The sequence below is a fragment of the Mucilaginibacter sp. genome (assembly GCF_035492695.1).
Taxonomy (GTDB): Bacteria; Bacteroidota; Bacteroidia; order Sphingobacteriales; family Sphingobacteriaceae; genus Mucilaginibacter.
Genome location: NZ_DATJJC010000027.1, coordinates 137,117 through 158,599 on the forward strand (window position 1 = coordinate 137,117; position 21,483 = coordinate 158,599).

A 21,483-nucleotide genomic window follows, 5' to 3' on the forward strand; every position below is an offset into this window, starting at 1 on the left:
CCAACAACAGTTCAACATTGTAACCATACAACTTTCCAACCAAAAAAAAGCATATTTGAGCATGAAGTTCGCCGCAAGAATTCTCATTTCAGTAATTGTGATAATCATTTGCTCGTCCTGGGGGTTTTTCGGGCACCGGCGGATAAACCATGTTGCGGTATTCACCTTACCTAAGGCCATGGCAGGGTTTTACGAGGCAAATATCAACTACATAACAGAACATGCTGTCGACCCGGATAAGAAACGCTATGTGGATTCGCTGGAAGCGCCACGCCATTTTTTTGATGCCGACCATTACGGCAAAAGGCCCTTTATGAAAATGCCGTTGAAATGGAAAGAGGCCGCCAAAAAGTATTCGGAAGATACTTTAAAAAAGTACGGCACGGTGCCGTGGGAGATACAATACCAGTATTACCGGCTAGTGGATGCTTTTAAAAAGCACGATACTACCGGCATATTAAAAACATCGGCCAACCTGGGCCATTATATTGCGGATGCACATGTGCCGCTCCATCTCACGCAAAACTACGACGGGCAATTCACCAATCAAACCGGCATCCATGCCTTGTGGGAAAGCCGTATACCGGAATTATTTAGCGACAAATACCATTACTACGTTGGCAGGGCACGATATATTGAGAACCCGCTGAACGAGGCTTTTAAAATTTGCCGGACATCCTTTGCCGGTGTCGATTCTGTTTTAAGGTTTGAAAAAGCCATTGATAAGAACTTTCCGGCGGATAAGAAATATGTCCTGCTGAAACGCAGCGGCAAAACCGTTAAAGATTATTCTGAAGCTTATGCCAAAGCTTACCAGGCAGCATTAAAAGGCATGGTTGAAAGACGGATGCGGTTGTCCATATTAGCTATCGGCAGTTACTGGTATTCGGCCTGGGTAGACGCGGGGCAGCCTGATCTGGATAAACTTATCGTAAAGCCATCAACGCCGGACGAGAAGAGAAAGATCCGGCAGGAAGTTATTTTGTACAAAGCGGGGAAAATACTTACCTTAAACCATTGATATGTTCCGAAAGAAAGCCGCAACAATTGCAAAGAAGACCATCCGCTGGCGCAGTCATGAGCCAAGCCGGCTTGAAACTTTCAGCGACGCGGTATTTGCTTTTGCAGTTACACTGATCATCGTGTCGTTGGAGGTGCCCAAATCTTTCGACGAGCTTTTTGAGACCATGAAGGGCTTTGTAAGTTTTGGCGTTTGCTTTGCCTTGCTTTTTCTGATCTGGAACAACCAGAACATATTTTTCAGGCGGTATGGCATTGTTGATGCCTACACAACTTTCCTGAATGCAGTATTGTTATTCGTAGTGCTGACCTACACCTATCCCCTCAAATTTCTGTTTACACTGGTTTTCTCAGGTGATAACACCTATCTCAGCAACGGTGTTAAGTTATCGATGATCCGCACCGACCAGGTGCCTGCCCTTCTATATGTTTACAATTTAGGTTATGTAGTGATCTATTTCCTTTTTTACCTGATGTACCGGCACGCGCAAAGTCACGAAAAGAAGCTGGAGCTTACACCCTTCGAATTGTTTGAGACCAAAAGCCAGATGTATATTAACCTGCTGAATGTTTTGATAGGGCTGCTGGCTATGTTAATGACGACCGTATTACCTTCCAATATCAAAGGAGCTTCGGGCTACGTCTATTTTCTGCTGGCTATTGTTTATCCCCTATTCTTTAGTATAAGAGGCAGGAAATCGGGTAAGCTTTTTGGGGTTGTTATTGATTAACTGCCTTTTTCTTTACACGGCTATTGATAGCCGCAATAATTGGCGGCAGCACAGAAACAATGATAATGGCAACTGCTATCATCGAGAAATGAGCTTTAAAGAAAGGGACATTGCCGAGCAGGTATCCTGTGAAAAGGAAAACCAATATCCACGATGCCCCCCCGATGATGTTGTAAAGGCTATAGCGCAACATAGGCATACGCCCAACCCCAGCTACAAAGGGCGCTATGGTGCGGATGATCGGCATAAACCGGCTGAAAATAACCGCCTTGCCTCCATGCTTATCAAAAAATGCCTGGGTTTGCAGGTAGTAATCCAGTTTCAATATCTTGTTTTCGGGCTTAAATACTTTGGGACCGAGGTAATTACCGATAAGGTAATTGACCGTGTTCCCTGTAAACGCGGCAACAATTAGTATTAAGGCTAAAACATAAATATTCAAGCCTGTATTTCCGGCGGCTATAAGCGCGCCAGCAGCAAACAGCAACGAATCGCCCGGCAAAAATGGGGTAATTACAAAACCGGTCTCGGCAAAAATAATGGCAAATAATATAAGGTAAGTAAGCGTATGATATTGACTGATGATGTCAGCCAGGTGCTTGTCAATATGAAGGATAAAGTCGATCAGGCTTTTTACTACTTCCAATTTTTTGAGATTTTGGCAAAAATATAAATTAAAACGGGATTATTTGTTGGTGATAGTACCCATGCCAAAGGCGAGACTATCGGTATGCCCGGCCACGCCATATGAGTAAATAGTATAAAGCCGTCCGTCTTGGATGGTTACATTCTGTTCCGACCCTATCACGGCGGTAGAAGTTCCCTGGCTATATACATTAAAATTATAGCTGCCGGCAGGCAATTCCATGTAAGGCGTAACAATATTATATTTAGCATTCGAGAATGCAATCCTGTCGTTGGCCCACAAATCAAATGCTCCTGATAAGGGCGAGGCGTTCAAAAACCTTACTTTCCCCCGGCCTGTAGTTGGCACAGATGAAGTATCCGTCAGGAAAACACGGTTAATACTGCTGTCGGAAAGCAGGCCGGTTACGAATAAAGTATATCTCAAATTGGGCTTCAGCGTATCGCTCATGCTTAGGATATTACCCTGAACGGTAATTATAGTACCGGCAGTTTGATTGGGCGATGACCTGATCTGAAATGGCGGATCGATTGAACTGAGATAAAAATACCCCGAAGGCCTTGGATAATAAAAATTTGCATTGTTATATATCCTGTAATTAATATACAAGCTAATTGGCCCTAGGCTGGGACTAAGATTTACTACCTGGTATTGTATGTTTTGGGAGCTGGCATTGACCGATGTTTTGCCACAAGAAGATATAAAGGGAACGGCAAAAGCTCCCATAATAAACAGGAATACCAAAACTTTCACGCCACCGCTATTATTCTTCCTCATATTCAATTATAATTCAGGGTAACACCCAGGTTCAACTTTGCGTCTCCACTACCCCCTTTTTTGCCTTTTGCATAAAAAGTATAGGATTTTCCGGCAGCTAACGGGTAATGCCCGCTGACGAGCGGCTCGGCAGAACCTGACTGGTACAACACGATCGCTTTCAGTCCGCTTACACCAACGGGACGGAAGTCGCTGGTATCAGTAAATGCTTTATTGCTGAATTTCAATGTATCGCCAACGGCAAAATCGAGGCTGCCACTGTTGGGCGAAGCATTTACAAACCTTACCAAACAGGTGTCCGTCCGGCTCTCGGCCCTCAATGCATCTTTTACGTAAAAAGCATGAGCCGCCGTATCGTCGGTGATGAACAATGAGTAATAATGATGCGCCTCAAGATTCAAAGGGATACTGAACAGTTCCTGTACCACACTGGTAGAGGGATTAAACGCCTTTTTTACCTGGTAAGTTTGTGTCCCCGTAGGAACGTAGTAGTAACCCGATGAACCGCCCGGGTACAAGTTCGAATTATTATTCAAACGCGTGCCGTTCAGGTAATAATTGATCGTATTGGTGGAAGCATTAACAATATTCAGGCTGTCCGCAAGGTTGACGGCGACGGGCACATCCCCGCTTTTTTTGCAGGATGCAAAAGCGGTTAACAAAGCAACCAAAAACAAGCCTGTTATGCGGATATTCATACCTGTCAAATGCTATTATAACTTGTTATCTGATCATTTGTTATTGGGCCGAACAAAAAAGTCCGGTTTACACACCGGACTCTGGATTTGGATTTATAATTTAAGTTTACAACTTAAGCATAACTATTAAGCATTACCGGCATCACCAGCATCAGCACATCTTCATTCTCGTCTCCGGCAACCGGCAGCAATAAACCGGCACGGTTAGGTGTTGACATTTCCAGCATCACTTCTTCACTGCCCAGATTTTTTAACATCTCTATCAAAAACCGTGCATTAAAACCTATTTCGATATCCTCGCCATCATACTGGCAGCTTAAACGCTCATGCGCCTCGTTAGCAAAATCAATATCTTCCGAAGATATATTCAGCTCACTGCCGTTGATCTTCAATCTTACCTGGTGCGTAGTTTTGTTAGCGTAAATAGCAACACGGTTAAGCGATCCCAGGAACGACTGCCTGTCTATGATCAGCTTATTTGGGTTATTCTGCGGTATTACCGCTTCGTAGTCAGGGTACCGTTCATCTATCAAACGGCAAACCAGGTTAATATTGCTGAATTTAAAGAACGCACTTGTGCTGTTGTATTCCACAGAAACATTGATATCCTCGGAAGGCAGCGCCGATTTAAGCAAATTCAGCGCTTTTTTAGGTAAGATAAAGGACGCAGTGCTTGCAGCCTTGGCATCCTTGCGGCGGTAGCGTACAAGTTTATGCGCATCGGTAGCTACAAAAGTAATGTGCTGGCTCGATAACTGGCAGTACACTCCTGTCATAGCCGGGCGAAGCTCGTCATTACTTACTGCAAAAATGGTTTTGTTAATAGCTTCCGCCAAAACAGATGCAGGCAGGTTAACCGACGATGCGTTTTCCACAACCGGTATCTTGGGGAAGTCCTCGCCATTCTCACCGCTTAGCTTGTATTTACCGTCGCCGGCATTTATTTCGATAGCAAAAGTGCTGTCGTCGATATTAAAGGCAATAGGTTGTTCCGGCAGGGATTTCAGGGTATCCAGCAGGATGCGCGAAGGGATGGCTATGCGGCCGTTCTCCTTGGCTTCCACCGTCAGCGAGGTGGTCATACTGGTCTGCAAATCAGTTGCCGAAATGGTTAAGTTCCCATCCTTTATCTCAAATAAAAAATTCTCCAATATAGGCAAAACTGTGCTGCTGCTCAGTGCCCCGCTTACGGCCTGCAATTGCTTGAGTAATGTGGATGTTGAAACTATAAATCTCATATGTGAATGGTATTAATCAACCAAAAGTATAAAAATTAATGAGCATACTTTCTTCTGCGAATATAATGTTGAAAAATAGCAAATATTAACACAAACGCCAAAGGAACGGCATTATTTATCACCTGCCAGTAAAGCTTTTCGCTGCGTATTTTTGCCCTGTCCAGCAGGCGTATTTTTATCTCTTTGGTACGCAGTTCTATCAGGCCCGAATCATCGGTCATATAGTCGGCAATGTTCAGCAAAAGGTTCTTGTTGGCATAGGTTTGCTGGGTATAACGGTCGTATCCCAAAGGATATACCGAGCCGTCGGCGCCCACCTGGTTTTTAAAGATATCGCCATCACTTATCACGATCATTTTTGTCGGTTTGCTCTCGGGCAGCGACTCCACCTTATCCGTTAACCCCTCCGGCAATGGCCTGTTAAGAAAATCCGATTTAAATTTACCTTCCAGCAATACACCTACGGTTTTCGGCTGGTTGACAAACTCTTTTGGGTCAGGCTCCTGCTCCAATGCCTGCAATGACAGCAGGTACGGGGTCGAAAACTTTTTGTTGTGAATGGACGAAGCAAGCAGTATGGTCTTTTTGAGCCCTTTCACACCGATGGTATCTATCGTGTTCACAAACTCGGTACGGATACCATCCAGGTCCTTTACCACCGGGTTTTTTGATTGCGGGATGATAACAGGAAAGAACAGCCAGGGCGCATTTTGTATCTGAGGTTGCCCGCCGACATTCCCGGTAACCACGGGTATCGGTGCGCAGCTCATGTCGGCTATCAGGTCGTAATTGATCCGCACGCCATAAACAAACAACTGGTCATCTAAATTGAGCTGCTTGGGGAACGATAACTGCTCGTTCCCATGTCCTTTTAAACTGTCCAGTTCGGCGCTTACTTGGTCTATCGACCACAATACTTTACCGCCGCGCATTACGTATTGGTCTATTTTGAACTTCTCCAGTTCGGTAAATGGCTTATCAGGTTTGGGGATTACCAGCATGCGCAGGTGCATCAAAGCTTCGAAAGGAATAGTTTTCAGGTCGACCCTGCCGACAACAAAGCCGTTGGCCAGCGAGCGCATGGCGTCGTTCAACTGGCGGTCATTTAATTCATTATGACCTTCGGTGAAGCCGATCAAAGGTTTCCCGCCGCTGGTGATCTTGCGGATGGCCGAAGCAAAATTGTATTCGAGGTTTTGTATCGAATTTTTAGCAACTTCTTCTTCCGATAAGCCGATGCGCGATTGCAGCAGGTTTACTGCAATGCTTTGCCCCTTGTATTCAACCAGCGCCTCGGGGAATATCATGATCTGCGACAGGCCGTTATCGGTTTTTATGCTGAAAGGCTGCCCGCTGATTCCCCTGGCATCCAGCGAATCATAGATGGCCTTTTGCTGATCGTCGGAAAGATTTTTGATATTTTCTATCGGGTCCACAAACTCAAAATGCAAATTGCCGTGCGAGTAAGCCTGCAGATCGCTCAGCATATCTCGGGTTGAACGCTGAAGGTTTTTCATCCAGCTTTGGAAGTTATTGCCTTTCAGGTAAACGGTCACCTTTACCTCCTGATGCAGGCCGGTCATCACCTGCCGGGTAATGGGCGATAAGGTGAAGCGCTTTTCTTTGGTAAAATCGATACGGGTAAAGCTTAGTGTCGACAAATATCCAACGATAACTATAACCGCCAGTACTATCAACGTGCTTTTTTTGCCTTTCTGGCGCTGGGTTTTGATCACCATTAAGGTAAAAGCAATAAACAGGGCACTCAAACACACAAAGTAAGCCAGGTCGCGTGTATCCAGTACCCCACGGCTCACCGAATCATAGTGGCTGGTGATGCCAAGGCTCTCTAAACCTAAATTCTGAAGCGATAATAAAGTACTTAGTGAATCGAAACCTGTATAAAAAAAGAAACACAGGAATACCGCAATGGTGAAAGCTATAATTTGATTTTTGCTGATGGACGATGCAAATAAACCTATCGCCGCAAAGGATGATCCTAATAAAAACAGCCCGATGTAAGAGCCAATGACCGCACCAGTGTCAATATTACCCTGAGGGTTACCCAAATGGTAAACCGTATAATAATAAACCAGCGTTGGCAGCAGGGCGAAAAGTACCAGCAATACGCAAGCGAAGAATTTCCCTAATACTATCTGCCCATCTGTAAGCGGGCGGGTAAGCAACAGCTCGAAGGTACCCTCCTTGCGTTCTTCGGCAAGCGAGCGCATGGTAATAGCCGGAATAAGGAACATGAACAGGTAGGGCGCGGTGTTGAAAAGGCTATCTAATCCGGCATAACCATATTCCAGTATGCTTGATTCGGGGAATACCCACAGGAAAAGACCGAGCACCAATAAAAATACGCCAATGGTTACATAAGCTACCAGCGAGCTGAGGTAGGATGTGATCTCCTTCTTTAAAATGCTATACACTGCGAAATTAACGGCTGTAAGGTGCCGAAATTACAATATTATTTGAGAATGTGAAAGAAGGGTTATTGAGCAGAAAGCTAAAAGCGGAAAGGCTAAAGCTTTATAATAGGTTTATTGATAAGGTAAGACTAATTGTTCGTCAACACTATAAAAATATCCTCCAATGATTTTCCTTTATTAGCCGACCGTAGCCCGTCCAGACTATCGTTAGCCACTATTTTACCTTTGTTGATAATGACCACATGGCTGCAAACGGCCTCAACCTCCTGCATAATGTGGGTGCTAAGGATAATGGTTTTAGTTTTGCCCAGGTCGCGAATAAGCTGGCGGATGCCGATCAGTTGGTTCGGGTCGAGGCCCGAGGTCGGTTCGTCCAGTATAAGCACCTGCGGGTCGTGCAGGATGGCTTGCGCCAGGCCCACCCGTTGTTTATAGCCCTTGCTAAGCTGGCTTATCTTTTTATGTTTTTCGGGTGTAAGGCCGGTTAGCTCTATCACCTCGTCGATTCGTTTTTCAGCATCAGGTACCCCGTGAATATCGGCAATAAAAGCCATCGACTCGCGCACATACATTTCCTGGTAAAGCGGGTTGCTTTCGGGCAGGTAGCCAATGTTGCGCTTCACCTCCAACGCCTGCGTTTCCACATCAAAACCACATACCGATGCTTTACCCGATGTTTGCGGGATATAGCCCGTCAAAATCTTCATGGTGGTTGATTTACCCGCGCCATTGGGACCCAGGAAACCCAGCACACCCGGCTTCGCGCTGAATGATATACCATCCACAGCCTTTTGCTGCCCGTAAACCTTGGTCAATGATTCGACACTAATGCTCATGGGCGTAAATGTAGGTTTTTTATAGGTAAAAGGGTAAAGGCGAAAGGTAAAAGGCGTGGTCAAGATCAAAACCATTATCCTTTTACCTTTCACCCTTAGCCTTAAATACACTAAGTGTTCACGCCACCGCCGCTTGCCACTGCAATAAAATTGTAAATAATTTATTATCAATGCGTTACGAGTAAGTATTTCGAAAAAAGTGACCCATTTTTGCGTTTTCCGTGAACACCTGTTTCTCCATAGTACTGTATATCAATTATTTAAGCGTTAACCCAAAGAGCATTTCCGACCCGTTTTTTTGCCGGAAAAGCGGAAAAATCCTAAAAAGGTTAAAAAAGGGCTTAAAAAGTCAATTTCAGGCCGTTACCTATCCGCTTAAAAAAAAAATCGCGAACCAGTTGTACATAAACGGATGCATTATTAAAACAGGAAATTATTTTTTGGATACACTAAGCCCGCCAACGATCGGGTGATTATTCGGATTAGGGGGTGAAAATTCGCTTCAAGTGTCGCCTGCCCACTTTTTCATAGAAGATCCACTACTGCAACACTTACAAAACCTCTCGTGACGACCATCTAAAAATGACCTTGTTCATTACCCGGCATGACCGGGGTCATTTTTTAAGTTATCTGCTGCCCTTATCTTTATTATGGCATTCAGGTGCCTTTGGATTGGAACTTATTGCCCTTATTAAGTTAACTATTGGAACACAGATCATGGAAACAAACCACAACGATGGGTATGACGTTGCAGTAGCCAACAACATCTCGGCTATGCTGGCTTACTGGGATAAAAACCTGGTGTGCAGGTTTGCAAATACCGCCTATATCGATTGGTTTGCAAAATCAAGTGAACAGCTGATAAATAAAATGACACTGATGGAGCTGCTTGGTCCTGCGCTTTTTGCCAAAAATTATCCCTACATCATGGGTGCACTGGCAGGCAGGCCTCAAACCTTTGAGCGGGACATCCCGATGCCCGACGGCAGCATCCGGCCGTCTATTGCCAATTATTTCCCCGATTTTGATGACAATGGCGAAGTGAGGGGCTTTTATGTACATGTGGCCGATGTTACGCCGATGAAAACGCTTGACAAAGAATTGCAGCGATCCAACCAGATCATAAAGGAGCAAAACAACCGGCTGCTCAATTTTGCCAATATTGTGTCGCATAACCTGAGTACCTATGCCTTTAACCTGGAGACGATGCTGGATTTTATTGACGAAGCTAAAACCGAAGAGGAAGAAAAGGAGCTGATGGGCTATTTGCGCACCATATCAAAAAATTTCAGCTCAACCATTAAAAACCTGAATGAGGTAGCCGATGCACAAAACCATGGGAAATTGAAATACGAATGGTTAAACCTGTACGATTATATAGAAAAAGCCACCAGCATGCTTTGCAAGCAGGTAAAGGATACCCATGCGCTGATATTGAACCGAATTGACACCACGCTGCTGCTTTGGGCCAACCCGGCTTACCTTGACAGTATCATTCTAAACTTTTTAACTAATGCACTTAAATACCGCCATCCCGGCAGGTTGCCGCTTATCGAGCTAACAACCGCTGTTGAAGGTCGCGAGCTGGCTTTCAGGATAAGGGACAACGGATTAGGTATCGATCTCAAGCGCCATGGCAAGGACCTGTTCGGCATGTACAATACTTTTCATGGTAACGACGACGCCAAGGGTATTGGCCTGTTTATAACCAAATTCCAGGCCGAAGCGATGGGTGGCCGTATCGGTGTTGAAAGCAGCGTTAACGAGGGGAGTACTTTCAGCGTGTACTTTTTGTTAAAGTCGGTACGGTTACCGTCGTAACCTTATTTGCATCTTTTAGCTAATAAATGATCCGCAACGCTGCATGGGTTTTGCAGGCGCCCCCCCCGGTCAAAGGGGAACGTGCCTTTTTTGGGGAGTTCAACATACCGTTCTCGCAGACGGGCATGGCCCGGTAGCGTTGCGGATCATTTTTAATATTAATTGTATGTTGTGACCGTCATCATTTTACGCCCTATTATTATTAGGTAAATTACTGAACTGAATCTATTGTCAATTAACCTATTACAATGAAAGTGCTGATCATTGAAGATGACGCCGACACCCGCGAGGCTTTGGGTTATATAGCAACGGAGCAGGGTTGCCGGGTATACTACGGGGATGGTGATACTTCGATGTCGCGCATCAAAAAAATATCACCCGATTTGCTCATTCTGGATGACTGGATAAACAATTACCAGGGGTCTAACTTTTGCGACCTGGTGAAAATAAATAGTGCTACAAAACATGTACAGGTAATGCTTATATCCACCCGCCCTAATATCGAAGAAATAGCCAAAGGCTGTAAGTGCGATGCCTGGCTTTCCAAGCCTTTTAACCTGGATGAACTGGAGGGTATACTGCACAATTTGGCTGTTAAGCCAACCGGTGTGTCGGCAAAAGCCACTGCCTGAAGCTGAAAGCACAATGCCACGATAAATAATTTAAGGGTTATATATCGCTCTGTTTTCCAAACGGGTATGTTATTGCGTGGCACGCGCCGTTTTTTGCCATCAATAAATTTGACAATACTCGTTTGCTTCAAGGGGACCAATATAATAGAATCAAAATTCAGTTCATCCTTTAATTCTGTAAATTCTGATTCAGACAGATTGCGTGCGGGGCACATGACGAGGTTGCCACGTCGTTTCACTCCTTGTAATGACACTGTTTGTTAGTTGTTGCCTAAAATAGCACCAATATTACTTCCGGACTTTCCGGCTTGCGGATTTTCGCACTTAAAACTAAAAACTATCTTTGCGCTGTTATGAGCAATTACCCCGACGAACTTTTCAAGAACGTAATATCACACGCCAAGGAATATGGCTTTGTATTCCAGTCCAGCGAAATATATGACGGCCTGAGTGCCGTGTACGATTACGGCCAGAACGGCGCCGAACTGAAGAATAACCTGAAAACCTACTGGTGGAAGGCTATGGTGCAGATGAACGAGAACATTGTGGGGTTGGATGCCGCCATATTTATGCACCCTAAAGTATGGGAGGCCAGCGGCCATGTGGCTGGCTTTGCCGACCCGATGATCGACAATAAAGATTCAAAAAAACGTTACCGTGCCGACCAGCTTCTGGAAGACAGGATAGCGTTATATGACAGTGAAGGCAAAACCGACCTTGCAGAGGAACTGCAATTAGAAATGGATAACGCGCTGAAAGCCGAGGACCTGCCGAGGCTGCGCGAACTGATCATCGAACATAACATTAAATGCCCGGTAAGCGGTACCGCCAATTGGACAGACGTGCGCCAGTTTAACCTGATGTTCAGCACGCAGATGGGCGCCGTGGCCGAAGAATCGGATGTGGTATATCTTCGTCCGGAAACGGCGCAGGGTATATTTGTGAACTACCTGAACGTACAGAAGTCGGGCCGCATGAAAATACCTTTCGGCATAGCGCAAATTGGTAAGGCTTTCCGTAACGAGGTTATCGCCCGGCAGTTCATCATCCGCATGCGCGAGTTTGAACAGATGGAGATGCAGTTCTTCGTTCGCCCCGGCACGCAAAAAGAATGGTTTGAGCATTGGAAGCAAACCCGCCTGAAATGGCATTTGGCATTGGGAACATCGCCCGAAAAATATCGCTTTCACGAACATACCAAGCTGGCGCATTACGCCGATGCCGCTTTCGATATTGAATTTGATTTCCCGTTTGGCTTTAAAGAAGTGGAAGGCATACACAGCCGTACCGACTTCGACCTGAGCCAGCACCAGAAATATTCGGGTAAAAAGCTGCAGTATTTCGACCCGGAGATCAATCAGAACTATGTACCTTATGTAATTGAAACCTCGATAGGCCTGGACCGCCTGTTCCTGCTGACGATGATAAATGCTTACGAGGAAGAGGACCTGAGCACAGAAGAACGCGCAGATAGCCGTGTGGTATTGCGGCTTCACCCCTGCCTGGCTCCGGTAAAGGCAGCCATATTCCCGCTAACCAAGAAAGATGGTTTACCTGAGAAGGCCAGGGAAATAATGGATAAACTGAAGGTGGATTTTAACCTGCAATACGAAGAGAAGGATGCCATAGGTAAACGTTACCGCAGGCAGGATGCCATAGGTACGCCTTTCTGTATTACGGTGGACCACCAGACGCTGGAGGACAACACTGTGACCATACGCTACCGCGACACCATGCAGCAGGAACGTGTAAATTCAGCTGACCTGGATAAGATCATCGGCGATTTGGTAAGCTGGAAGAATGTATTGTAAACAACAAAAATAACTCATTATAAATCAGCCCGTTTGCTTTCAGCAGGCGGGCTTTTTTATGTTATCCATAATTCACTATAACCCAACACCTTAGTGTTACGTATAAAGTTTGAGTTTAAACAAATAATTGATTAATACCTTGTTGCGAAACTCATTTGTGAAATGGGCGTTGCGAGACAGCCGGAAGCTGTGATTAACTAAAAAAAACGGAATTTGAAGCGTTATCTAACTTTATTTATTCTACTGCTTATAGCCCTGGCCGGTTTCGCTAAGGGACCATATGAAGGCTCGTACACCAATAGCTCGGCCTATGGAATGGCAAGCTACCGGGTAGACAGCCTGAAAATCCTGCTTGCAACTTCGCTGACGAACAAGGATACGCCAATTGATACCCTGACTATTAACAGGATAAACAGGCTTGCAGCTGAATTTATCGATATCAACCCTGACAGCACCCTTTACTATGGCAAACTGGCTATTGATAAATCGATAGTAATAAGATATAACTGTGGCATTGGCGATGGCATGATGCAGTTAGGCAAAGTTTATACCATGAAAGGCGAGTACGCCAAAGCCGAGCAAAATTTTAAAGGGGCCGAACTGCTTTTTATCAAAGTAAAAGACAAAGCGCGCCTCGCCGATTGCTATATACATACGGGCCGTTTGTATAACCGCATGTCTAACTTTAATAGGGCATCCGGCTATCTTAACAAATCGCTTGAAATTAACAGGCAGATCAAAAATGAGGCCGGTATAGCCGACAGCTATCACAATATAGGCATGGTGGCCGATAATATTGGCAAATCATCATCGGCGCTTGATAATTATTTTAAGTCGCTGGCTATTAACATTAAACTTCATGATACATTTTCATCAGCATCCAACTATAACAATATAGGCGAGATCATGAAAGGGATGGAGATCTACCCCAAATCCATGGAGTATTATAAAAGGGCGTTAATTATATGGCAAAATTCTAAAAACTTACAGGGTATGAGTACCGGCTACCAGAACATAGCTGAAATACTGATGCTCGAAAAAAAATATGACGAAGCTATCCCTTATATCCGTAAATCGCTGAAATTGACGATAGACCTGGATGACAAGGACGGGCTTGCGGGTCTGTACCGTGACCTGGGTTTATGCTACGCTAACAAAAAAGATTTCGTTACTTCCCTCGATTACATGGCTAAATCTTTGAAGATAGCCACGGATTACAAGCTTGATTATGATAAAACTGTATCGCTGAATGGCTTTGCAATGGTATACAATCTCCAAAAGGATTACAAAAACGCTTATAAGTATGCCGTAGTTGCAAAGGACGTATCTGAAAAGCTCGGAAATATTTCACTGCGTGCGAACGCTGCCCTGCAGTTGAGTTCGGCGTTAGCGGGCATGAATAGATTCCGGGAAGCATTTGAAATACGGAAGGAATATGACGATCTGAAAGATAGCCTGAAAAGTGACGAAAATGTGCAGAAGCTAACGTCGTTTAACCTCGAATCCACCTTCCAGGAAAAACAACGGCGCCTTGCCGAAGAGCACCAGCGTAAGGACGAGCAATACCAGGAAAAGATACAAAGACAGGGTTTGCTGAGTATTATTTTCTTTATTATCATATTGGGTATGATCGCCGTGCTGATCGTTTATTACAAAGCCAAACGCAAACAACAAAATATCAATACCATACTGGAAGATAAGAACCATGAAGTATTGAAGCAGCAGGCCGACCTTAATAACCAGACCTATAAGCTGAACGAATCGAACAACTTGAAGGACCGGTTAATATCCGTACTGGCACACGACCTTAGGGCGCCGTTAAGCACGCTCAGGGGTTTATTTGGCTTGCTTGAGGATGAAAGCATTACGCACGAGCAGTTTTTGAGCATGATACCACAGGCATTGAAAAAACTGGAGTACACCTCCGACTTTTTGGATACCCTGCTATTCTGGATCAACAGCCAGATGGAAAACTTCAACAGTTCGACAAAAAGCTTTACGCTAAAGGAAATAGCAGCCTTCGAGGTACAAAACTACCAGGAACAGGCTGCCGAGAAAGGCATAAAACTGGTAGATAGCGTACCCGGGGCGCTGGCAGTAACTGCCGACCCGAACTCCATACGCATTGTTATACGCAACCTGATAACCAACGCTATCAAATTCTCCAGGAAGGATGACACCATCCAGGTTACCGCTTATCACCGCGAGGACAATTTTATCCTGCTATCGGTAAAAGATACCGGTGTGGGTATGTCAGAAAAGCAGTTGAATAAACTGTTCAGGAGCAAGGTAGATAGCGGTACGGGCACCAATAATGAATCGGGCACCGGTATGGGCCTGTTATTCTGTAAGGACCTTATCGAAAAATGCAACGGCAAAATTTGGGTAGAAAGCGTGCCGGGCAACGGCACCGAATTCTTCTTCACCCTGCCCATGACCATGAGCGTCATAAAAGAAGAGGAAGAAGTCGCTTTAGCTTCGTAACTCCTTCCTCCCGGTTATTATCAATGATTTTACTGGCCCGCTCCTGCATCACCACGGTTTAACCCGTTGATATAAGCTTGCGCCGTAACCTTTTTAGGGTCGCCCTGGTAAACCCAAACAATGTTGCCGATATATTTACGGAAAGCATCGTTTACCTGGGTCACCGTCAATTTCTTCACATCGCTAACTAAGGTGATAGCCCTGCGCCAGTTGTCAAACAAAACCTCGTTAGCAGCTATGGACGCCGCCTGGGCCTGGTTTGTTTCCTGGCGGTAATAAAAGCCTGTCAGGTAGGTTACTTTCATATCTTCTACCTCATCTTTGGTAAAGCCGGTTTGCTTGATGGTATCTACCAGTTTGCTGAATACTTCGATGTATTTATCAGGCTGTGTGGTTGATACCGCAAACCTGGCAACGGCGGTACTGCCGCCGGTAAACCATGATTGCGGCGCATAGGATAATCCGTTCTTGGTGCGGATATACAAAAAATGCCTGTTGGCAAATATGCGCATAGCTACATTAAAGGCATTATAGTCGTCCATACCTGGGGATGGGCCGCTGGTGGTTCCCTCAACATAATTGGTAGCCAGTTCACGCGGCTCAATCGCAATAGAGTTCTTATAGGCCCTGAAAAAATCTTTTTTTAAATGGAAAGGTGCGCCCTGTTTAATGCCTGCAAGCAACTGGCCAATTTTCTGTTCAATAACCGGCCTGTCAAGACTTGAAACGACAACGATCGTCATTCTCGAACGTGTCAGGATAGACTGGTAATATGCCCTGGTTTCTTCGGGCGTTAGTTTCTCTATTACCGGTACAGTACCGTATGGATCTTTGGCATAATCGCGGCCGGCAAAGGCAACCTTATCGGCATACTTGTTTATGGCGGCATCCGGCTGGCTGTCCTGTTCCTTCAGGTTGTTCACGGCATCCTGGCGGATACGGGCAAACTCTTTCGCATCAAATTTGGGGATGGTTATCGCTTCGGCATACAGGGGCCATACATCGTCAAAATCCATCTTGATGCAATTCATCCGGATAACAGAGTAATCCTTTCCGCACAGTCCGTAAACCGATGCATTTACTTTGTCCAGCGCATTTTTGAAGCTGTTTTTATCGTGTTTAAGGGTACCGCACTCGGTTAGGGCATTTAGCGCCAGCGATTCGATACCGGCTTTGTCGGCGGGATAGTTTTGTACGCCGCCTTTGATAATGGTCTGTATCTCGACGATATCATTTCCGCTTGGCTGAACGATTACTTTCACGCCGTCTATCGTCATATCGTAACCCTTATCCGATTGGGCTTTGGCCAGCTGCAAGCTTAACATGGCGGCAGCGGCTAATAGGAATATTTTCTTTGTCATGGTAATGCGGTTTGTTTATTGGGCTGCGAAAAATGTACCTGCGTTTAGCTGCTTATTCAGTTCGGGGTTTATGATCAGCCCTGCAACCATTGGTTTGCCTGTTATATACTTGTTAATGTACCTGATGATATCCTCACGCGTCACCTTCTGGTAGTTACTGTCCAGGTCGGTATAGTAATTAAGCGATGTGCTGCACCACTGGTAACTTGCCTGGCTGGCCAGCGTCGAAGGTTTTTCCTTGCGGTGAACGCTGTTGCGTATCATGATCGCTTTGGCATCCTTCAGCTGTTCATCGGTAAAGTAATCAGGTTTTGCAAACTGGCTGATCTGGTTCATCAATTCGGCGTAGCATTCCTTCAATTTATTAGGGTTTGGATTTACGAATATGTCTATCGGCCCAACATATTTGCATGTTGTGTAACCGAACGATGCATTGGTAGCCAGACCCTTGTCCACCAGTGCCTGCTGGAATTTAGATGAATTTAAACCCATGATGGTCGAAAAAACATCTGCTGCTACAGTTGAGGCCGAGTCGGTCAAATAAGATGGCCCCTGCCACGAAAACTGCATATCCGGAGTTTGCGCTATCGCCATTTCCTTCACAAAAAACTCGCTCTTGTCCAGCGGTTTAAAAGGCGGGATCGGGTATTTCTGCAATGGGTCGAAACCGCTGCTTGCCCAATCGCCAAAGATGCTTTCGGCCAGTGCAAAGGCTTGTTCATGCTTTACATCGCCGCAAATGGTCAATAAACTATTATTGGGGAAATAGTATTTATTCTTGATGATCATCATCTTTTCCGGCGTGGCCGTATTGATCACCTCGTGGATACCGATAGGATTCTTACGGGTGATCAGGTCGCCCCACAAATGCTTCTGCACTTCGTACCAAAGCTGGAAACCCGGGTCGCTCTCGGCGCGTTGAAACTCGCCGTCAACCACCGGGCGCTCCTTCTTCATATCCTCCTCGCGGTATATAGGGAAGCGGATAGCCGCATTCATAAACTTTAAACCGGCTTTAAGGCTGTCCCTGTCAAAGGTGAAAAAGTAATTTACGCGCTCCACGTCGGTAGTACCGTTCCAGATGGCGCCCAGTTGCTGGGTACGCTTCAGGAAGGCTTCCTGGTTGGGGTAATCCTTATTCGCCTTAAAAAACATGTGCTCGAACAGGTGCGAAAGCCCGCTGAATTCGGGCCCTTCGGTATAGGCGCCGTTCTTTACCGCTATTTCAATGGTTGCCAGCGGCACCTTGCTGTTCTCTATCACCAATACCTCGAGGCCGTTCGGAAGCTTCTTCCAAAAATATCCTTCGGGCAGCCGCAGTTGTGCCTCCGACTGGAAAGCGAACAAGGACACGGCACAGCTTAAAAGTAAAAGTCGTACAAATTTGAATGTCATAAAAGAATGGTTTTTGCAATAAGACTATAAATATATTGCTTATGTTACCAAAACAATATGCGAATAACACAATTTAACAAAAACGCCCCTGTAAAAGGGCGCGTTTGATTATTTCGATATCGGGTAATTCAGCCTGGCTTACTCGTGATGTGAATAGCTCCAGCTCCAGCCGTCGGCTGTTTTACCGGGCATGTATTTTTTCTTATACGTGTTGTACACTTCGTCGCTTTGCCTTTTGCCATCCACGATAAATTCCTTATCGTTTATAGAGAATGACATGTTCTTTGCGTCACTAATCAGGCCATCCCTCAGCAGGTCGGCTATGATCTTTTTCTGTTGTCCGGCCCAATACTTTTGCCGTTCTTCGTTTTCGCGCTGATAATTTTTTGACTTGTCCCCGTAACTGCCCGAATCTGTCGAATAATTTACGCCATAACCTGTCGATGAACTGGAATAGGCGCTGGCATAGTTGCTGCCATTACTACCCGACCTGCTCTTGCGGCCAAACTTAGTGTTTATCCTTTCATATACCTGCTGCGGCATCTTCACACTGTTAACGATCAGTTCGTGTTCATTCAAACTGATGCTTAAATGATTGGTATCGGTTATCAGGTGTTCGCGGTAAAGCTCCCGGCCGATGGCATGCATCTGGTCGTACGACTGCGGATTGAGCGCCCTCAGATTCTTCAATAAATTGGTATCGGGTTTTGCCAGGACCAATAGCTGTGCGTGAGCGTTATTTTTCAATAGCTCTGCCAACCGGAGCGTATCCTGCTTTCCCAGTTGAGAGAGGATCAATGCTGCATTGCCACCGTTCTCCTGCAAATGCAGGGAATTACCGTTCAATTTGAGTAAGCTGTCCAGGTTATGGTTAACCAGGTTCAACGCGTCACTCCGGTTCAAATTGAGCGTATCCGGATGACCCAACTGCAACTGTTTCCGTAATACATTTGCATCATTCGCCTGTGCCGCCAGTTTCTTTTTCGTGGTATCCGTTTTAGCCACCTTATCCTTTGATGCAACAGGCTCATGATGAATAACCGCAGCCACAGACTTGAGTGCTTTTTCAATATGCTCGCGGGCCGTAAATGCCGACACGCCCAATCCCAATACCACCAGGCATACTGCCAGCATTGTCTTTTCGAACGTGTTGAGCGAATGGTTCCGGTTACTGGCCAGGCGTTTTACCCTGTCCAATAGGGTACTTCTGCCGCCCGGGAAGGCCATAGCATACGCAGGTAAGGATGTTTGATATTCCTCGCACGAAACAAGCGCCCTGATATAATTAACTTTATTATTGTTTTGCGCCAGCGCAAGGTCATCGCAGCAATTCTCACGCTCTGTTTTGATCAGTTCGGAAACCCAAAGCACCGCCGGGTTGAAGAAGAATACGATCTCCACCAGGCTCTGCAAAACATTCACCAGGTAGTCGCGGCGCTTAATGTGCGCCAGTTCGTGTATCAAAATGGCCTCCACTTCTTCCGCCGATAGTGCGGCCAGTAACCCTATCGGGACCAGTATTACCGGTTTCAGGTTACCGATAACCATGGGCACTTTAGCCAGGCCCGACTCGAGCAGTGTAATGCTTTGGCTGATACCAAGTGCGGCAGCAAGCTGCATTACACGCTGCATCCAATCATCCTTAACTGTAGCCACATTAACACGTTTTAACCTGTAAGTGCCATACAAACCAAAGCTTAGTTGCAGGCACCGCATGCACACGATGAGGAACCAGATCGAAATGATCGTATCATGATGGGTATTCAAATAATTATTAAACCGGTCGGCAAGGCTTATATCCTGTGCCGATTTAGCTGCCGGCAGTCCGGCATACACAACCGGGGCGGCTAATTGAATTTGCGGTGCAACTCCGGATCCTATTACTGTTGCTGCCCCTGCATTTTCAGCCTTTTTATATTGCCAGGTAAAAGTGACGGCTATTGCAACAGCAAAAAGCGACAAGGTCGCTATCAGCAAGTTATAGCGCAATGCCGAGCTGGCCTTCCGGGTCCATATAACGATCAACCCGGCCATTGCGGCCAGCAGAACACCCTGCCAAAGCGAGTGTATCAAAGTATTACAAAGCGCGCCGATCAACTGATCGGGTATGCTGGTATCAATCAAAGTAAGTGTCATAAGCTTCGATCTTTTAATGAAATACTATTTCTTTTCCAGTTTATCCAGTATCTCCCTGATACTGGCCATATCTTCTTTAGATGCCTTTTTATTTCCCAGCAGCTGCATTACCAGGTTACCGGCCGAGCCCTGGTAAACCGAATCAACAAACTTGTCAAGCAACAGGCTCTTGGTTTTTTGCTCCTCCTCGGCCACATGATAAATATGCTTCATCTGGCTCTCGTCGCGCTTCAGGCTGCCTTTATCGGCCATTATTTGCATCAGTTTTAAGGTTGATGTATAATTAACATCGCGCTGTTCGTTCAGTTTATCATTTACAAAACGAACGGTCGACGGGCCGTACTCCCACAACACATTCAGAATTTCCAGTTCGGCTTTGGTAGGCTCCTGTTTACGGTTTTGATCTTCTTGTTCCGGTTTCATAATTCAAAGGTAGGAAACTTTTCGTACGAAACAATAGGTACACCAGATTTCGTACGAAATTATTCCTATATCATTGGAAATGAGGGCGAAAAATTTACCCTACCCGTCGCAAATAGCGAACAGATAGTATACCTGCCTATTTAATTGTTTGGCTAAAGCCATTAATTTGTTTTTGATCTATCCGTCCCATAAATGGGACGGCAATGAATTTTATCTCTTCATTGCCGTTGGCTTCAGCCGACGGAACAGGGATGATAGCAAAGGCTTTAACCAAACTAAACCCGGCGCTTCAGGATATTACGAGCCGATGGCTTTAAACATGGACAAGAGGCGTAGCCTCGGTCAATTTTGTAACGCCTGATTTCAATCCGGCGGTGTACACTGTTTACCTTTCACCTCAATAATCCGCTGATGCCCGATATTGCCAATACTTCGGTTTTCCTCGTGTCGGACCAGGCGCAGATGATAACCGGTGTTACTGTCGATGTGATCGCTGGCACTACCGCGGGTATAAATTACCAGGTAGGTATACCTTTAACGAGGTCCAATAAAAAAGCGCACTGCGATGAACAGTGCGCTTCTATCATAATTATTTTGCTATTAACTGTATTGAATATCCAGCGTAATAGGCACACTCAATGCTTTCGACACGATACAATTGGCTTTTGCGCCTTCTGCAATTTCTTTGAATTTTTCTTCAGAAACGCCGTCGATCACTGAACCTACGAGCGACAGGTGTATGCCATTAATAACCAATGCCTGCAAATCCAGGTCCAGCACTGCTTCTGTATTCAAATCTCCGGGGGTAAAACCGGCCTGGGTTAAAGCTGCGCCAACGGCCATAGTAAAGCATCCGGCATGCGCAGCCGCTACCAGTTCTTCAGGGTTAGTACCAACACCGTCGGCAAAACGGGTTTTAAACGAGTACTGTGTATTATTCAAAATGGTGCTTTGCGTGGTTATTTCACCTTTTCCTTCTTGTAAAGTGCCGTTCCAATGTGCTTTTGCTGTACGTTTCATAGTTTGTTGTTTTAAAGAT

17 protein-coding genes are annotated in these 21,483 nt (G+C 45.5%); 6 read left to right on the forward strand and 11 right to left on the reverse strand.

Features of this window, described 5'->3' with window-relative positions; translation table 11 throughout:
* Positions 1–61 precede the first annotated feature (61 nt).
* Entirely contained in the window at positions 62–1,021 is a 960-nt protein-coding gene (locus tag VL525_RS16920; RefSeq protein ID WP_325388217.1) for a zinc dependent phospholipase C family protein, read from the forward strand.
* A gap of 1 nt (position 1,022) precedes the next feature.
* On the forward strand, positions 1,023–1,751 hold the full coding sequence (locus VL525_RS16925; protein ID WP_325388218.1) for a TMEM175 family protein: 729 nt from the start codon (positions 1,023–1,025) through the stop codon (positions 1,749–1,751).
* Here the strand turns inward: VL525_RS16925 and VL525_RS16930 are convergent.
* The 6 genes from VL525_RS16930 to VL525_RS16955 form a co-directional block, all read right to left on the reverse strand.
* Positions 1,741–2,397, reverse strand: a complete 657-nt coding sequence (locus VL525_RS16930; protein WP_325388219.1) for a DedA family protein — start codon at positions 2,395–2,397, stop codon at positions 1,741–1,743. The two genes, VL525_RS16925 and VL525_RS16930, sit on opposite strands and share 11 nt — an antisense overlap.
* A gap of 39 nt (positions 2,398–2,436) precedes the next feature.
* A complete protein-coding gene (locus VL525_RS16935; RefSeq protein WP_325388220.1) occupies positions 2,437–3,174 on the reverse strand; it encodes a DUF4397 domain-containing protein in 738 nt (245 codons plus the stop codon).
* Between the two features lie 2 nt (positions 3,175–3,176).
* Positions 3,177–3,872 carry a DUF4397 domain-containing protein gene (locus tag VL525_RS16940; RefSeq protein WP_325388221.1) on the reverse strand — a complete coding sequence of 232 codons (696 nt, stop codon included), beginning with the start codon at positions 3,870–3,872 and terminating at the stop codon, positions 3,177–3,179.
* A 113-nt stretch (positions 3,873–3,985) separates the two neighbouring features.
* Positions 3,986–5,110, reverse strand: a complete 1,125-nt coding sequence (gene dnaN, locus VL525_RS16945) for a DNA polymerase III subunit beta (protein ID WP_325388222.1) — start codon at positions 5,108–5,110, stop codon at positions 3,986–3,988.
* Between the two features lie 35 nt (positions 5,111–5,145).
* The gene (gene gldG, locus VL525_RS16950; protein WP_325388223.1) at positions 5,146–7,545 is read right to left on the reverse strand and encodes a gliding motility-associated ABC transporter substrate-binding protein GldG; all 2,400 of its coding nucleotides are present in this window, start codon (positions 7,543–7,545) and stop codon (positions 5,146–5,148) included.
* 128 nt (positions 7,546–7,673) lie between these two features.
* Positions 7,674–8,381 (reverse strand): ATP-binding cassette domain-containing protein, encoded by a 708-nt coding sequence (locus tag VL525_RS16955; RefSeq protein ID WP_325388224.1) that lies wholly within the window; start codon positions 8,379–8,381, stop codon positions 7,674–7,676.
* Between the two features lie 717 nt (positions 8,382–9,098).
* Between VL525_RS16955 and VL525_RS16960 the strand changes: the two genes are divergently transcribed.
* The 4 genes from VL525_RS16960 (at position 9,099) to VL525_RS16975 (ending at position 15,129) form a co-directional block, all read left to right on the forward strand.
* A complete protein-coding gene (locus tag VL525_RS16960; protein WP_325388225.1) occupies positions 9,099–10,202 on the forward strand; it encodes an ATP-binding protein in 1,104 nt (367 codons plus the stop codon).
* 248 nt (positions 10,203–10,450) lie between these two features.
* Positions 10,451–10,834 (forward strand): response regulator, encoded by a 384-nt coding sequence (locus tag VL525_RS16965; RefSeq protein ID WP_325388226.1) that lies wholly within the window; start codon positions 10,451–10,453, stop codon positions 10,832–10,834.
* Between the two features lie 353 nt (positions 10,835–11,187).
* Positions 11,188–12,645: a glycine--tRNA ligase gene (locus VL525_RS16970; protein ID WP_325388227.1), complete on the forward strand. Its 1,458-nt coding sequence runs from the start codon at positions 11,188–11,190 to the stop codon at positions 12,643–12,645.
* Positions 12,646–12,858: 213 nt separating this feature from the next.
* Positions 12,859–15,129 (forward strand): tetratricopeptide repeat-containing sensor histidine kinase, encoded by a 2,271-nt coding sequence (locus tag VL525_RS16975; RefSeq protein ID WP_325388228.1) that lies wholly within the window; start codon positions 12,859–12,861, stop codon positions 15,127–15,129.
* A 29-nt stretch (positions 15,130–15,158) separates the two neighbouring features.
* Here the strand turns inward: VL525_RS16975 and VL525_RS16980 are convergent, their stop codons facing one another.
* The 5 genes from VL525_RS16980 to VL525_RS17000 form a co-directional block, all read right to left on the reverse strand.
* The gene (locus VL525_RS16980; protein ID WP_325388229.1) at positions 15,159–16,490 is read right to left on the reverse strand and encodes a pitrilysin family protein; all 1,332 of its coding nucleotides are present in this window, start codon (positions 16,488–16,490) and stop codon (positions 15,159–15,161) included.
* A 15-nt stretch (positions 16,491–16,505) separates the two neighbouring features.
* Positions 16,506–17,885 carry a pitrilysin family protein gene (locus VL525_RS16985; protein ID WP_325388230.1) on the reverse strand — a complete coding sequence of 460 codons (1,380 nt, stop codon included), beginning with the start codon at positions 17,883–17,885 and terminating at the stop codon, positions 16,506–16,508.
* Between the two features lie 138 nt (positions 17,886–18,023).
* Positions 18,024–20,021: a M56 family metallopeptidase gene (locus tag VL525_RS16990; RefSeq protein ID WP_325388231.1), complete on the reverse strand. Its 1,998-nt coding sequence runs from the start codon at positions 20,019–20,021 to the stop codon at positions 18,024–18,026.
* Positions 20,022–20,045: 24 nt separating this feature from the next.
* Positions 20,046–20,444: a BlaI/MecI/CopY family transcriptional regulator gene (locus tag VL525_RS16995; protein WP_325388232.1), complete on the reverse strand. Its 399-nt coding sequence runs from the start codon at positions 20,442–20,444 to the stop codon at positions 20,046–20,048.
* Between the two features lie 600 nt (positions 20,445–21,044).
* Complete coding sequence (locus VL525_RS17000) at positions 21,045–21,464, reverse strand: OsmC family protein (protein WP_325388233.1); 420 nt, start codon at positions 21,462–21,464, stop codon at positions 21,045–21,047.
* Positions 21,465–21,483: the final 19 nt, after the last annotated feature.